This is a genomic window from Pseudomonas sp. TE36184 (assembly GCF_054060055.1).
The window spans coordinates 1,293,271-1,306,732 of the sequence record NZ_JBSSCU010000001.1 but is presented as its reverse complement, the minus strand read 5'-3'; the positions used below and the strand labels follow the sequence as shown (position 1 = coordinate 1,306,732).

Below are 13,462 nucleotides of genomic sequence, written 5' to 3'. Positions count from 1 at the left end.
AGGTTCGGCGATCGTCAAAAGCGCTCAACGGGTCAATCAGTGCGAGCGCTCGTGATCTTCCGACATCAAGCGTGCGGCGCGGAGCCGCAGTGAGTGCGCGCCTGCTGGCGTTATAAAAGGGGTACATACAAGCCTGATATTGTTCCGTAGGATGCTCCCGCCAGGACGCTACTACAAATCAATAGCCCGTCGATCGAGCTGTTAGCGCCCAACGTGCCCATGAGGGGCCTTTTGGGCCCACGTGTTCGCTACCCAGCGCGCTTTGATTGACTCGACGGGACCTCGGCCTAAATGTCTTATCTTGAATCTGGCGATTGTCCGGTGACCTTCAGGCAATCGAAGAAGGTGATACTGGCGACAGTCGTTGGCAATGGCCTGGTGATCTACGACTTCACGGTATACAGCTTTTCTGCCGTGATCATCGGCAAGCTGTTTTTCCCATCGGACAGTTCGTTCGCCTCGTTGCTGATGGCATTGTTGACGTTTGGCATCGGTTTCGCGATGCGCCCGCTGGGCGCAATCGTGATCGGCAACCTCGCCGACCGCAAAGGGCGAAAAGCCGGCTTGAATGTCACCAATCTATTGATGGCAGCCGGTACCGCCTTGATCGCGTTCATGCCGACGCATGCATCGATCGGCGTCACCGCAACGGTGTTGCTGGTGCTCTCGCGGTTGCTGCAGGGGTTCGCGACCGGAGGGGAGATCGGCGTGTCGTCCGTGGTGCTGATGGAGCTGGCGGCGCGCAATCAACGCTGCTATCTGGTCAGTTGGCGTTCTGCCAGCCAGGCGGCCGCGGTTTTGGTGGGGGCGGTTGTCGGTGCCACCACGACCGCATTGCTGACTCCCGAACAGTTGCTGGCCTGGGGCTGGCGTATTCCTTTCGTGCTTGGGCTTTTGATTGCCCCGTTCGGGTGGTTCATTCGGCGCAATATGGTGGAGACAACACGGCGTGGTATCCAGTCGCCGTCGCTGCGTGTCTTGCTGAAAAACCATCGCCCCCAGCTATTGCTGGGGATCTTGATGATGGCAACCCCCACCGCAAGCATCTACCTGATGGTGCTCTACATGCCGACCTATCTGGTTCGCACGTTAGGCCTGTCGCCGAGCATGAGCTTGCTTTCGGCGTGCTTTTCCAGCGCGATGCTGTTCATTGCCGCGCCATTGTTTGCGCGGTTCGCCGACCGGCTGCCGCGACGCAAGCCGACCCAATACGTGACGATGATCCTCAGCATCCTGTTGGTCTATCCGGTGTTCCTGGCCTTGACCCATGGGGTCGGCGAGCTGGCTTCCTTGCTGATCATCGGCATCTATTCGGCTGTCGCGATGGGCAACAACGGCGTCGCTACCGTCATGATCATGGAGGCTTTTCCGGCGCATCACCGGGCCACAGGGATGTCGATGGTCTACAGTTTCGGCGTGACGATCTTCGGGGCGTTCTGCCCGTTTTTTGTGACGTGGTTGATCGGTGTTACCCAGAACGCAATGGCGCCTTCCTGGTATCTGCTGGGCGCGCTATTGGTCAGCCTGTTCGCACTGGTGAAATTTCCAGCGCGCCAGCCGGCTCACTGATCGATTCGGCCAACGACGTTACGGTGCCCCGGCATAGCGTTGCCCATTCGCTGTGCCGCCATCAGGCGATGGTCCTGCGGCGCCAGGTCATAGCGACGACGAAACGCGCGGGTAAACGCCGATGCGCTGTTAAAGCCCAGGCTGTAGGCGATCTCAATCACCTGGCGGTCCGGATAGCGCACCAGTTCGTCCGCGGCTTCACGCAGACGGCAGTTGAGGATGTAACGACCCAACCCTCCTTCATGCTGGAACAGACGGTAGAGCGTGGCGCGAGGCAACTGCATGGCCATCAGCACGTACTCCGGCGTCAGCCAGGGTTGATACAGGTTGTTCTGCACATAACGCCTGGCTTTATCGAACATCGCACTGCGTGCCGCCGCCCGCACGTGCCCACCCAGCTTGGCCTGTTTCGAGAAGGCTGCGAGCATGAGTTGAACGGCGGTATCGAATGTCGACGCGGCCTCGGCGCTGCTGATAACCGGCAGTTTTCTGGAAAACGCCTCGACGTGCTCGATCATCAATTGGGTCATAGGCGTCGTATTCTCGAAGACACGCCCGTGGATCGACTCGGCATGCGGCAGCGCCGCTTCCACCACCGGGCGCGAGACAAAGAAGGTCAATACGCGGCAACGCCCCCGGCTCATTTTGATCGGCTGGTTCATGTCCATGGCAACGATGCTCGCCCTGGCGGACGCGCCATGTTCCTGGGGGCCGCCTCGAATGGACTCCATTGCGCCTTGGGTGAAGACCTGGAAAACATAGTCCCGGACCTTGTCGGTAGAGATGCGCGCAATCGAACGGTCGAGCAACAAGGCGTCGCTTGAGCAGTCGGTGAAGACGCGATCAGCCAATTTGTAGCGGTCAATGCTCGCGTTGAAGGGCGTGGTGGTTGCGTGGGATGTAGGCAGGACGTCGATGACGTGTCCGACCCGATCACGCCAGGCCAGCAGTTGGTTGGCAACCGGCTCGGCGCTGACCTCGAAGTGATCATGGGCGTGCCTGGAGCCGACGTGTTTAGGGGCGCATATCAGTGAGGCTGGTTTGTTCATGGATTCACTACAACCCGGAAAGCCTATGTTCACGCCCCGTGAACAGGCGTTGCATCTTCCCACTGTACGTCCGTGCTACCTAGCGGCAGCCAGTCAGAATGGGTTGTTGTGCTCCTTATAACCGGTTTCTCCATGAAAGTAATGACAATCCCTCTTGTATCCAACTTGTTGCGTACTTTCTGGCGGCGGCAAGAGCCGGGCAGGGCGCCTGAAAATAATTGAAAAGTTGCAACGCAGGGTCAAGCCATCTGCAAGGCGCTTGATAGATTGACGCGAATTCGAATTTGACAGCGTTTATGTGTTTCCACGCTGTGAACGCGTGCGCTTGTTTCTCAAGCAAAGTGCGCTGGATATTGGCCTTGTTATTTTCGGCGCGATGATCTGAACGGGTACGTTAAACCGGCGAGTACTTCAGGTGTTCACCCGATGGCCCCGGCGCCTTGGCTGACACATGCTTGTCCGACGCTTCAACGCGCGGGGCTTTGGCTTAGCGGATTACAGCCGCGGTGGGCGGAATATCGGGCATTGGATCAATCAATGAAGATCGTCACCGCTGCATAAATCAACCCGGCATCGGCGGCGATTTTTTTTACGCGGCAACGATGTATCAAACAACCTATTGAAGTAAGGAGTAACGGATGAGTTGCCTCGACCGGGAAGTAGGTTCGTTTGCGATCAGTTTGACTCATCCTGCTGGCGTTAATCCTCGGGAAGGGCTGGCTTTTTCCCTCGCGCAAATCGAAGTGGATAAATTGAACAATATCCACGCCGAGTCCGGAGTGGATTGGCAGAAAGTCGCCGATGCCTGTGTAAAAGTGCTGCGAGAAGAGGGCAAGGACTTTAATGCCGCGGTCTGGTTGTTATGTGCCTGGACCACTCTGCAAGGCATTTCCGGCCTGGCGACCGGCGTGCATATAGTGCGCGAAATGCTTGAGCTGTATTGGGAGACCCTGACCCCGCCGCCGGCTCGATTGCGTGCCCGGCGCAACCAGGCCGAGTGGATGCTCGAGTGGCTTGCAGTGAAGCTTGAAGGCAGCTTCGAAGCGGTGCCCGGAGAACAATTGGCGCAGTTGCTCGAAGACTGGGACGCTATCGATCGCCATTGGCGCGACCGTGACGCCGACGGCCCAAGCTTTTTTGCGTTGCGTCGTCGTCTATCGCAGTTGCCCGTGCAAGCGGGTGTCGAGCCAATAGCGGTGACGGCGGAAGAGGTTCCAGCGGCAGTCGATGCGCCTACAGCGCTCCCGACGCCGGTTGCGCACGCCCCTTCGGCGCCGCTCCCGGCCCTTGTGCCGGCTCCGCCATTGGGCCGTCTTGAGAGCGATGAAGCCATCGAGAACGCGGTCAATAGCGTGTTTGCCTCGCTTGCGCCGCTGCTGGGGTTTTGCCTGGAGTCTCGGGCGACCTTGCCGTTGCTGTTTCGCCTCAATCGCCAATTGGCGTGGACGACCCTGGAGCAGGTCCCTCCTGCGCAAGGCTACACGACGCGCGTGCCGCCGCCTTCGGACGCGGAACTCGAAAGTTTCAGCCGCTTGCAGAGCGTTGGCGAGCCGCTGGACATCGTGCGTTTTTGCGAAGGTCGGTTGCCGAGTTATCCGTGCTGGCTGGACCTCAATCGGGCCAGCCATGCCGCGCTCTTGAGGCTCGGTTCGGCGGCGCAGGCCGGTGCTGCCAGCCTGGCCCTGGAAACCCGTCATTTTCTGGCGCGCCTGCCGGCGCTGGTCGAGCTGACATTCGCCGACGGCCAGCCGTTCGCCGACGGCGCGACCCGCAGTTGGCTCGAAGGTTTGGCACCGACGGCCGGCAGCGGCGCCACGGATGGGCTGCAAACGCTGATCGATGAAGTCGCGCGTGATGCCGCCGAAGGCCGTTTGAACGAAGCGTTGGCGCGCTTGCAGAGCGCCGTGCGAGAAGCCGGCAGCGGCCGCGAGCGGTTTCGCCTGCGCGCTGCCCAATGCCATCTGCTACAGCGTTTCGACCCGCGCGCGCAGTTGGGTGTTGCCTTGGATGTGTTGCTCCAGGAAGCGACGGAGCAGGGCCTCGATCGTTGGGAGCCGGAGCTGGTCCGGCCGTTGTTGGAGTTGGCACTGGCGCATGACGACGGCGGTTCGAGAACGCTGTGGGCGCAACAGTTGGCGGCAATGGATTTGCCGGCGTTCTGGCGTTTGGCCAGCCAGCCGGCAAGTTGAATGGGCAACAGGCAATACCTGGCAGGCGTGTGCATATCCATGCCATGAGTTTTCTAACGGCTGCGTTGAGCGAGTCCGGTAAACAGGAGTGAGATTTAATGGCTAGTGAAGGTTCGGTCGCGCCTAAAGAGCGCGTCAATATTGTTTACAGCTCTGACACCGGCGGCGCGCAGGAACAGGTCGAGCTGCCGCTCAAGCAACTGGTGATCGGCGACTTCACCTTGCGTGAAGACGACACGCCGGTTGAAGACCTCAAACCGATCCGCGTCGACAAAGACAACTTCACCGATGTGCTCAAGGGCCAGAACCTGAGCCTGCAGTTGGCGGTGCCCAATCATCTGGCGGAAAACGCGCCGGAGGACGAGCAGATCCCGGTCTCGCTGACCTTCCAGTCCATTCGCGATTTTGAGCCGGATGCCATCGTGGCCCAGGTTCCCGAGTTGCAGCAACTGATCGCCCTGCGGGATTCGCTCAAGGCCTTGAAAGGGCCGATGGGTAACTTGCCGGAGTTTCGCAAGCAGCTGCAGGCCCTGATGAACGATGACGGGGCCCGCGAGCGTTTGCTCTCGGAACTTGGCGTAAAGGACAAGGAATAACCCATGAGCGAAGAAAAGAGTCAGGCAGCGAGCACGACCGGCCAGGCGGTCGAGTCGGTTTCCCTGTTGGATCAGTTGGTGGAAGCGACGCGCGTCAAGCCGGGCGACGAGGCGTATGCCGTCACCCGTCAGGGCCTCGAAGCGTTTGTCACCGAACTGCTCGAGCCGGCCCGGCAGGCCGAGAAGGTCAGCGCCGGGTTGATCGACGACATGATCGCCACGCTGGATGCCAAGCTGTGCCGGCAGGTCGACGCGATCATTCACCACCAGCAGTTCCAGAAGCTGGAGTCGTCCTGGCGCTCGCTGAAGTTTCTGGTCGACCGCACGGATTTTCGCGAGAACAACAAGCTGGAAATCCTCAGCGTGTCCAAAGAGAAGCTGCTCGAAGATTTCGAGGATGCGCCGGAGATCACCCGTTCGGGTCTGTACAAGGCGGTGTACACCGCCGAGTTCGGCCAGTTCGGCGGCCAGCCGTTCGGCTCGATCATCGGTAACTACGAGTTCAACCCCGGCCCGCAGGACATGAAGTTGCTGCAGTCGGTCGCCGCGATTTCGGCCATGTCCCACACGCCCTTCATCGCCGCGGCCGGCCCGCAGTTCTTCGGCATCGACAGCTTTGCCGACCTGCCCAATCTCAAGGATCTGCAAGCCGTCTTCGAGGGGCCGCAGTTCACCAAATGGAATGCCTTTCGTGAAAGCGACGACGCGCGTTTCGTTGGCCTGACATTGCCGCACTTCCTGCTGCGCACGCCCTATGGCGAAGACACGGTCCCCGCCAAGACGTTCCGCTACAACGAGAACGTCGGTGGCGGCAACCAGGACTTCCTGTGGGGCAACGCTGCGTTTGCCTTTGCCAGTCGCCTGTCCGACAGCTTTGCCCAGTACCGCTGGTGCGCCAACGTCATTGGCCCACAGGGCGGCGGCACCGTCGGTGATTTGCCGATCTACAACTACGAGGCCATGGGCGAAACCCAGACCAAGATCCCGACCGAAGTGCTGATTTCCGAGCGCCGCGAGTTCGAGCTGGCCGAGCAGGGGTTTATCGCACTGACCATGCGCAAGAACACCGATAACGCGGCGTTCTTCTCCGCCAACTCGTGCCAGAAGCCCAAGTTCTTCGGCAATGACAAAGAAGGCAAGGAAGCCGAGCTGAACTACAAGCTGGGCACCCAACTGCCGTACATCTTTGTGGTCAGTCGCCTGGCCCATTACATCAAGGTCATCCAGCGCGAAAACATTGGCACCTGGAAAGAGCGTGGCGACCTGGAGTCGGAACTCAACACCTGGATTCGCCAGTACGTGGCCGACATGGATAACCCCGCCGCCGGTGTGCGCAGCCGTCGCCCACTGCGTCAGGCGGAGATTACCGTCAGCGACGTCGAAGGCGATCCAGGCTGGTACCGCGTCGGTTTGAAAGTCCGTCCGCACTTCAAGTACATGGGCGCGTCTTTCACGCTGTCGCTGGTGGGCAAGCTCGACAAGAGCTGATCGGTAGCGCGAATGGGCAACGCCGCCGTTGCCCATTCAGGTGTTCACCCGAGGGTCATTGCCTCGGCGTTTCCATAAGATGGATTCAACGCAGCGAGACAGGGCCAGAGGCGCTGATCGATGCCTGAAAACTCACTGATTAAACCCGGAGTACACGTTATGCCAATGCCATGCTACTTGAGTATCGAAGGCCAGAACCAAGGCAAGATCGAAGGTTCCAGCACGGTTACCGGTCATGAAGGAAAGATCCTTGTTCAGGCCGTCGAACACCTGATCGATATTCCCAAGAACCCGCAGACCGGCCTGCCGGCCGGCAAGCGTGTCCACCAGGGCATGACCCTGACCAAGGAAATCGATAAGTCTTCTCCAAAGTTGCTGCAAGCCCTGACCTCCGGCGAGCAACTCAAGTCGGTAGTCCTGGAGTTCTATCGGATCTCGCCTAAAGGCACCGAAGAAAAGTACTACACCATCACCCTGAGCAATGCCGTGCTCGTTTCGGCCCGCACCTGGGTGCCGAACGTGTTGAGCCCTGAGTTCAAGCAAATGGGCCATATGGAAGACATCGGCATCACCTACGAAAAAATCGTCTGGACCTGGGTGCCGGACGGTATCGAAGCCGAAGACTCGTGGTTGGCGCCAAAAGCGTAAGCCAGGCTCGACGGTTCAATGCCGCCCTGATCCAGGGCGGTGTTCTTGTTATTGCAGAAGGTACACCGCGTTGAGAGAAAAGCGATTGCTGGAGCGCATCACAAGCCTGCAGGCCGAAACCGGTCGCACGCACCTGACCCAGGCTGAAGTGTTGACGCAGTCGATCGTCCAGCATCTGCAACGCATTTTGAATACCCGGCGCGGCAGCGTGCCGATTGACGCCGAGTTTGGCGTACCCGACTTCACCAATCTGGCCGGTTCGTTTGCGACCGGCGAGACCACGCAAATAATCGAGAACATGACACGCATGATCGCCCGCTACGAGCCTCGCTTGAAATCGCCACGCATCCTGGTCGCCGAAGGTGCCCAGGAAGTGTTGTCGCTGAGTTTCAGTCTTGAGGGCGTGGTGTCGATCGACGATCGGGACATTCCTATTCACCTGGCAACGCGTGTGTCTTCGGACGGTCGCGTGTCCCTGGCGATGCACTAAGTCATGCTCAACAGCCATTATCAAAGTGAACTCAACCAACTGCGGCGTCTGGCCGATGAGTTTGCTCGCCGCAACCCGGCCCTGGCGCCGCTACTGGGGGTGGACTCGGCCAATGACCCGGACGTCGAACGCTTGCTCGAAGGCGTGGCGTTTCTCACCGGGATGGTTCGCCAACGGTTGGACGACGAGTTTCCCGAGTTCATTCAAGAGTTGGCGCAGCTGCTCTATCCCCATTACCTGCAACCGTTGCCCTGCCTGACGCTGCTGCAATTTCAGCCGCGCACGGCATTGCAGGAGGTTACGCGTATCGAGCCCGGCTGCGAAATTGCCTCGGTACCGGTCGATGGCCAGCGCGTGCGCTTCAGCAGCACCGCGGCGGTCGACCTGGAGCCGCTGCAACTGCTCGGCAGCCGCTGGGACGGCGGCGCCGGTGAAGAGCGCAGCCTGGTCCTGGACTTCGCTTTTACCACCGCTGACCCGAATAGCTGGCTGGCCGACAGCCTGCGTTTCTATCTGGGGGATGGCCTGGTCGATGGCTCCAAGTTATTGCGTCTGTTGCAGCTCAACCTGCGCGAGATTCGCATCTCTGCGCAAGAGCAGCCCATGACCGTATTGCCGGCCAGCCATTTGCGTGGCCTGGGATTCGATGCGAGCAACACCTTGCTGCCGTTTCCCGATACCGCGCACCCGGCCTATCGGTGCCTGCAGGAATACTTCGCGCTGCCCGAGAAATTCCTGTTTATCGAGCTTCGCGGCTTCAAACAGTGGCGAGCCAGAGGCGCAGACGGGCGCTTCAGCGTGCGCCTGATGTTCGAGAACCTGCCGGACTGGACACCGAACCTGTCGGCCAACAGCTTTTTGCTGGGGGTGACGCCGGCGATCAATCTGTTCGCCCAGGACGCGCACCCGCTGCGCATCGACCACAAGCAAGTCGACTATCGCATCCAGCCTGCCGACCATGGCCAACGCATGAGCATGCGGATTCATTCGGTGCTCAAGGTCAGTGCTTATTCCGCCGGAGGCGGGGAGCGGCTGCTGGAACCGTTCAATACCTTCTCGCAGCGCGACACCTATAACCTGCGCATCCGCGCCTCGAGTATCGATGCCCAAGGTTATGACCACTATCTGAGCCTGCCCTACAGCGAAGGCAAAGTGCCGGGCGAGATGACCTTGTCCATCGGCTTGCTCTGCACCAATGGCAAGCTGCCGGAAAGCCTGCGCCTGGGCGATTTGAACCAGCCGACCGACAACACGCCGCCCAGGGTCGAGTTCAAGAGCATCCGTGGCATCACACCGTGCCAGCCGCCCAAGTTCGACGACAAGTTGCTGTGGCGCATGCTCTCGCAGCTCAATGCCAACCACTTCCGCCTGGCCGATCGCGACTACCTGCGCGGGCTGCTCGCGCTGTATCTGCCGAGCGTCGGCGAAGGTGCCCAGGATGCCAACCAGCGGCGCATCGATGCCATCGAAAAAGTCACCGTCAGCCACGAGCGGCGTTTTATTCGCGGGCTGCCGATCGAAGGCAGTGTGGTCCGGGTCGAGTGCCGGGGCGACTATTTCCTCAGCCCCGGCAATTTCTACCTGTTCGGTTGCGTGCTGGATGAGTTTTTCGCCGGCTGTACGGCCATCAACAGCTTTACCGCCTTCACGCTGTTCGACAGCGTCAACCACGAGACCTTGAAATGGCCAGCGAAGATCGGGCACCAACGCCTGTTGTGATCGATCCGCTGCTCGATGACGGCGGCGAGTTCGGGTTTTTCCAGGCCTTGCGCCTGTTGCGGTTACGTTTCCCGAGCGAAAAACACTTCGTCGACAACGTGCGGGTCCGGCCGCGGCTGGGGCTCGGGTTTCCGCTGCGGGATATCGAAGGGATCGAGCAGGACGACGACGGTCGCTATCGGATCGAGGCCAACTTCTTCGGGCTGTATGGCGTCACTTCGCCGTTGCCGACGTTTTACACCGAAGACCTGATCGACGAGCAACTGCTGGGCCATTCGGCGGGACGTGACTTTCTCGACATCCTGCATGCCTCGCTCTATCCGTTGCTGTTCCGTGCCTGGGAAAAGCACCGGATCTGGATCGACATTACCGAGCGGCGCGACGTCAAGAGCCTGCGTCAATTGCAGGCGCTGATCGGCATTGCGGATGCACGTCCGGAGCAGCGCGATCAATCCACCGATTTGCTGCGGTATGCCGGGTTGTTCAACCAGTACCCGCGCTCGGCCCTGGGTCTGCAGCAGTTGGTCAAGGCGGTACTCAGCGATGTGACGGTGGAAGTCGTGCCGTGTGTCGAGACGCGCCTGCGGATCGACCGCACGGCACGCACTTACCTGGGCATGCAGTGCGGGGTGTTGGGCGAAAACAGCCTGCTCGGTCGTGAAGTCATGGACCGCAGCGGCACCCTGGATATCCGCCTGACGGCACTGAGTACCGAGCGTTTTCACGGGTTATTGCCGGGGCAGGCGCTGTATCAAAAGCTCGAACGCTTGGTGGGATTGTATTTGCAGACACCGCTACGCAGCCGTCTGGTCATGCGTCTTGCGGCAGATAAGCAGCAGTGCGCTTCGCTGGGCGGCGGCTGGCAGCGGCTGGGCCTGGATACCTGGCTCGGTGACGGAGACACACAGGACGACGTTGTATTCATGCTGACGGCCGAACACGGACCAATGCTCGAAGAGAGGGCTCGCTAGATGATTCAGGTAGAACTCAAACCGCTGTTCGCACGGCTCAATGTGTACAGCACCAAGGCCCTGGAGAACGCGGCGGGCCAGACCCTGGCGCGCGCTCACTACGAGATTTCCCTGGAGCACCTGCTGCGCCAGTTGCTGGAAGATCCGGATGCCGATACGACGCGCATTCTCGCGCGCTTCGAGATCGATCCGATGCGCTTGCGTGCGCTGCTGGATGAGGGGCTGGCGCAGTTGAAAAACGGCAACCCGGGACGTCCGGTGTTCGCTGGCCTGCTCACCGAATGGATTCAGGACGCCTGGCTGATTGCCTCGCTGGTGGTCGGCAGCGGGCGGATCCGTGGCGGTTCGCTGCTGCTGGCGCTGGTATCGCGCCTGGGCTACTACAGCGCTGGCACGCGTTACGGCGAACTGCTCAAGCCGATATCCACCGATGCCCTGACCGCAGAGTTCGCTCAACTGTTGGGCGGCTCCAGCGAAGGTCCGCTGGACAGCCTGCAGACCGGCGCGGCCTCTGCTTCGTTGGCCGGCGCCGGCGGCAGTGCGCCCGCAGCCGAAGACAATATCGCGCGCTTTTGCGAAGACCTGACCGCCAAGGCAGCGGCGGGGCGCATCGACCCGATTTTCGGGCGCGATGATGAGATTCGCCAGATGATCGACATCCTCGCCCGGCGGCGTAAAAACAACCCCATCGCCGTGGGCGAGCCGGGTGTGGGCAAGTCCGCCGTGGTGGAGGGGCTGGCGTTGTTGATCAGCCAGGACGAAGTCCCCGGCTTCCTCAAAAACACACGTTTGCTCAGCCTGGATCTCGGTGCGCTGGAAGCGGGCGCCAGCGTCAAGGGCGAGTTCGAAAACCGTCTGCGTGGCGTCATCGAAGAGATCAAGGCGTCCACCACGCCGGTGATCCTGTTCATCGACGAAGCGCACATGCTGATCGGCGCCGGCGGCGCGGCGGGTGGCTCGGATGCGGCCAACCTGCTCAAACCCGCGTTGGCCCGTGGAGAGCTGCGCACCATCGCCGCCACGACCTGGTCGGAGTACAAGAAGTACTTCGAGAAAGACCCGGCCCTGGCGCGTCGTTTCCAACTGGTCAAGCTGGACGAGCCGAGTGTCAAAACCGCAGTGTTGATCCTGCGCGGGCTCAAGGGGCACTACGAGAAAGTCCACGGGGTCAGCGTGCGTGACGACGCCATCGTCGCCGCCGCTGAATTGTCCGATCGCTACATCACCGGGCGCTTGCTGCCGGACAAGGCCGTCGACTTGCTTGACACCGCCAGCGCCCGGGTACGCATCGGCCTGGGCATCAAGCCTGCCGAGTTGGAGCGCATGGAGCGGCAGTTGTCCGGTCTGGCGCGTGAACAGAGCGCACTGGAGCGCGACCGTGGCAATGGTTTCCCCGTAGAAGACCAGCGCCTGACGGATATCGCCGACGAACAGGCTGAGATTGACGAGCGTCGGGTGGCGCTGGAAGTCCGCTGGCTGGCCGAGCGCGACGCGGCGCTGCGCGTCCTTGAAGCACGCAAGCAACTGACCCTGCAAGCACAGGACCTGCCGGTTCCGGCCGAAGGCGAGGTTGTGCAGGTACTGGCCTCGCTGGAGGAACGTCAGGCCGAGCTGGATCAGGCCCGTGAAACCCTGGCCGCACTGCAAGGCGACGCGCCGTTGCTGTTCACCGAAGTCAGCCCCGATGCGATTGCCCAGGTGGTTTCCGACTGGACCGGCGTGCCGCTGGGCAAAGTGCTGCGCGATGCGGCGGGCGGCGTATTGGCCCTGGCCGACAACCTCAAGATGCGTATTCGCGGTCAGGACACCGCCGTCGAGCAGATCGCGGAAATCCTCAAGGCCGCGCAATCCGGCCTGCGCGATCCGCAACAGCCGTTGGGTGTGTTCCTGCTGGTCGGGCCGTCGGGGGTCGGCAAGACCGAAACCGCCCTGGCCGTGGCCGAACATCTGTTCGGCGGCGAACAGGCAATGATCTCGGTGAACATGAGCGAGTACCAGGAGAAGCACACCGTCAGCCGCTTGGTGGGTTCGCCCGCCGGCTATGTCGGCTTCGGCGAGGGCGGCATGTTGACCGAGGCGGTGCGCAAGCGTCCGTATTCGGTGGTGTTGCTCGATGAAGTGGAAAAAGCCCACCTGGACGTGGTGAACATTTTCTATCAGGTCTTCGACAAGGGCAGCCTATCCGACGGCGAAGGGCGGCAGATCGATTTCTCCAACACCGTGGTGCTGCTGACCAGCAACCTGGCCACCGAAGAAATCCAGAACCTGTGCGTCGACGGGCGGCCCGACCCGGACACCCTCGCGGAAAAAATCCGCCCGACCCTGTCCCGGCATTTCAAACCGGCGCTGCTGGCGCGCATGACCATCGTGCCGTTCTTCACCCTGGGTGGCGCGCAACTGGCGGGCATCGTGCGCCTCAAGCTGGGCCGGCTCAGCGAGCGTCTGCTGGCTTCGTCGAAAGTCCGTCTGACGTTTGCAGACGAGGTCGCCGACGCCATCGCCGCGCGCTGCACGGAAGTGGAGAGCGGGGCGCGCAATATCGACTTCATCCTGCGCAAAAGCCTGACGCCGCGTTTGTCTGACTTGTTGCTGGGGGCGATTGCCGATCAGCGGCCGCTGGCTGGGTTGCATGTGGCGGTGGATGCGCGCGGCGAGTGGGTCATTACCACGCAAGACGTCGATGCGATCAGGTCTTTACCCGAGCGTGAAGCGCTGCTTGAGCCCCTAGAGTGACCGCTCGTTT

General features: G+C 61.0%; 10 protein-coding genes. 9 read left to right on the top strand and 1 reads right to left on the bottom strand.

Annotated elements, in window-relative coordinates:
• Positions 1–291: 291 nt before the first annotated feature.
• Entirely contained in the window at positions 292–1,569 is a 1,278-nt protein-coding gene (locus tag ACVWZP_RS05805) for an MFS transporter (protein WP_046383439.1), read from the top strand.
• Here ACVWZP_RS05805 and ACVWZP_RS05800 read toward each other — a convergent pair.
• Positions 1,563–2,618 (bottom strand): helix-turn-helix domain-containing protein, encoded by a 1,056-nt coding sequence (locus ACVWZP_RS05800; protein WP_448120277.1) that lies wholly within the window; start codon positions 2,616–2,618, stop codon positions 1,563–1,565. The genes ACVWZP_RS05805 and ACVWZP_RS05800 overlap by 7 nt on opposite strands.
• A 638-nt stretch (positions 2,619–3,256) precedes the next feature.
• Between ACVWZP_RS05800 and tssA the strand changes: the two genes are divergently transcribed.
• The 8 genes from tssA (at position 3,257) to tssH (ending at position 13,452) form a co-directional block, all read left to right on the top strand.
• Complete coding sequence (tssA, locus tag ACVWZP_RS05795) at positions 3,257–4,807, top strand: type VI secretion system protein TssA (RefSeq protein ID WP_457369531.1); 1,551 nt, start codon at positions 3,257–3,259, stop codon at positions 4,805–4,807.
• 98 nt (positions 4,808–4,905) lie between these two features.
• Positions 4,906–5,403 carry a type VI secretion system contractile sheath small subunit gene (tssB, locus tag ACVWZP_RS05790; protein WP_017849097.1) on the top strand — a complete coding sequence of 166 codons (498 nt, stop codon included), beginning with the start codon at positions 4,906–4,908 and terminating at the stop codon, positions 5,401–5,403.
• A 3-nt stretch (positions 5,404–5,406) separates the two neighbouring features.
• Entirely contained in the window at positions 5,407–6,891 is a 1,485-nt protein-coding gene (gene tssC, locus ACVWZP_RS05785) for a type VI secretion system contractile sheath large subunit (RefSeq protein ID WP_017849098.1), read from the top strand.
• A 159-nt stretch (positions 6,892–7,050) separates the two neighbouring features.
• Positions 7,051–7,539 (top strand): Hcp family type VI secretion system effector, encoded by a 489-nt coding sequence (locus ACVWZP_RS05780; protein ID WP_017849099.1) that lies wholly within the window; start codon positions 7,051–7,053, stop codon positions 7,537–7,539.
• Positions 7,540–7,609: 70 nt separating this feature from the next.
• Positions 7,610–8,029: a type VI secretion system baseplate subunit TssE gene (tssE, locus tag ACVWZP_RS05775; RefSeq protein WP_226926231.1), complete on the top strand. Its 420-nt coding sequence runs from the start codon at positions 7,610–7,612 to the stop codon at positions 8,027–8,029.
• Positions 8,030–8,032: 3 nt separating this feature from the next.
• Positions 8,033–9,748 (top strand): type VI secretion system baseplate subunit TssF, encoded by a 1,716-nt coding sequence (tssF, locus tag ACVWZP_RS05770; protein ID WP_193040417.1) that lies wholly within the window; start codon positions 8,033–8,035, stop codon positions 9,746–9,748.
• Positions 9,712–10,719 carry a type VI secretion system baseplate subunit TssG gene (gene tssG, locus ACVWZP_RS05765; protein WP_079443810.1) on the top strand — a complete coding sequence of 336 codons (1,008 nt, stop codon included), beginning with the start codon at positions 9,712–9,714 and terminating at the stop codon, positions 10,717–10,719. Before tssF ends, tssG begins: the two co-directional genes overlap by 37 nt.
• A complete protein-coding gene (gene tssH, locus ACVWZP_RS05760) occupies positions 10,720–13,452 on the top strand; it encodes a type VI secretion system ATPase TssH (RefSeq protein ID WP_457369530.1) in 2,733 nt (910 codons plus the stop codon).
• Positions 13,453–13,462 lie beyond the last annotated feature (10 nt).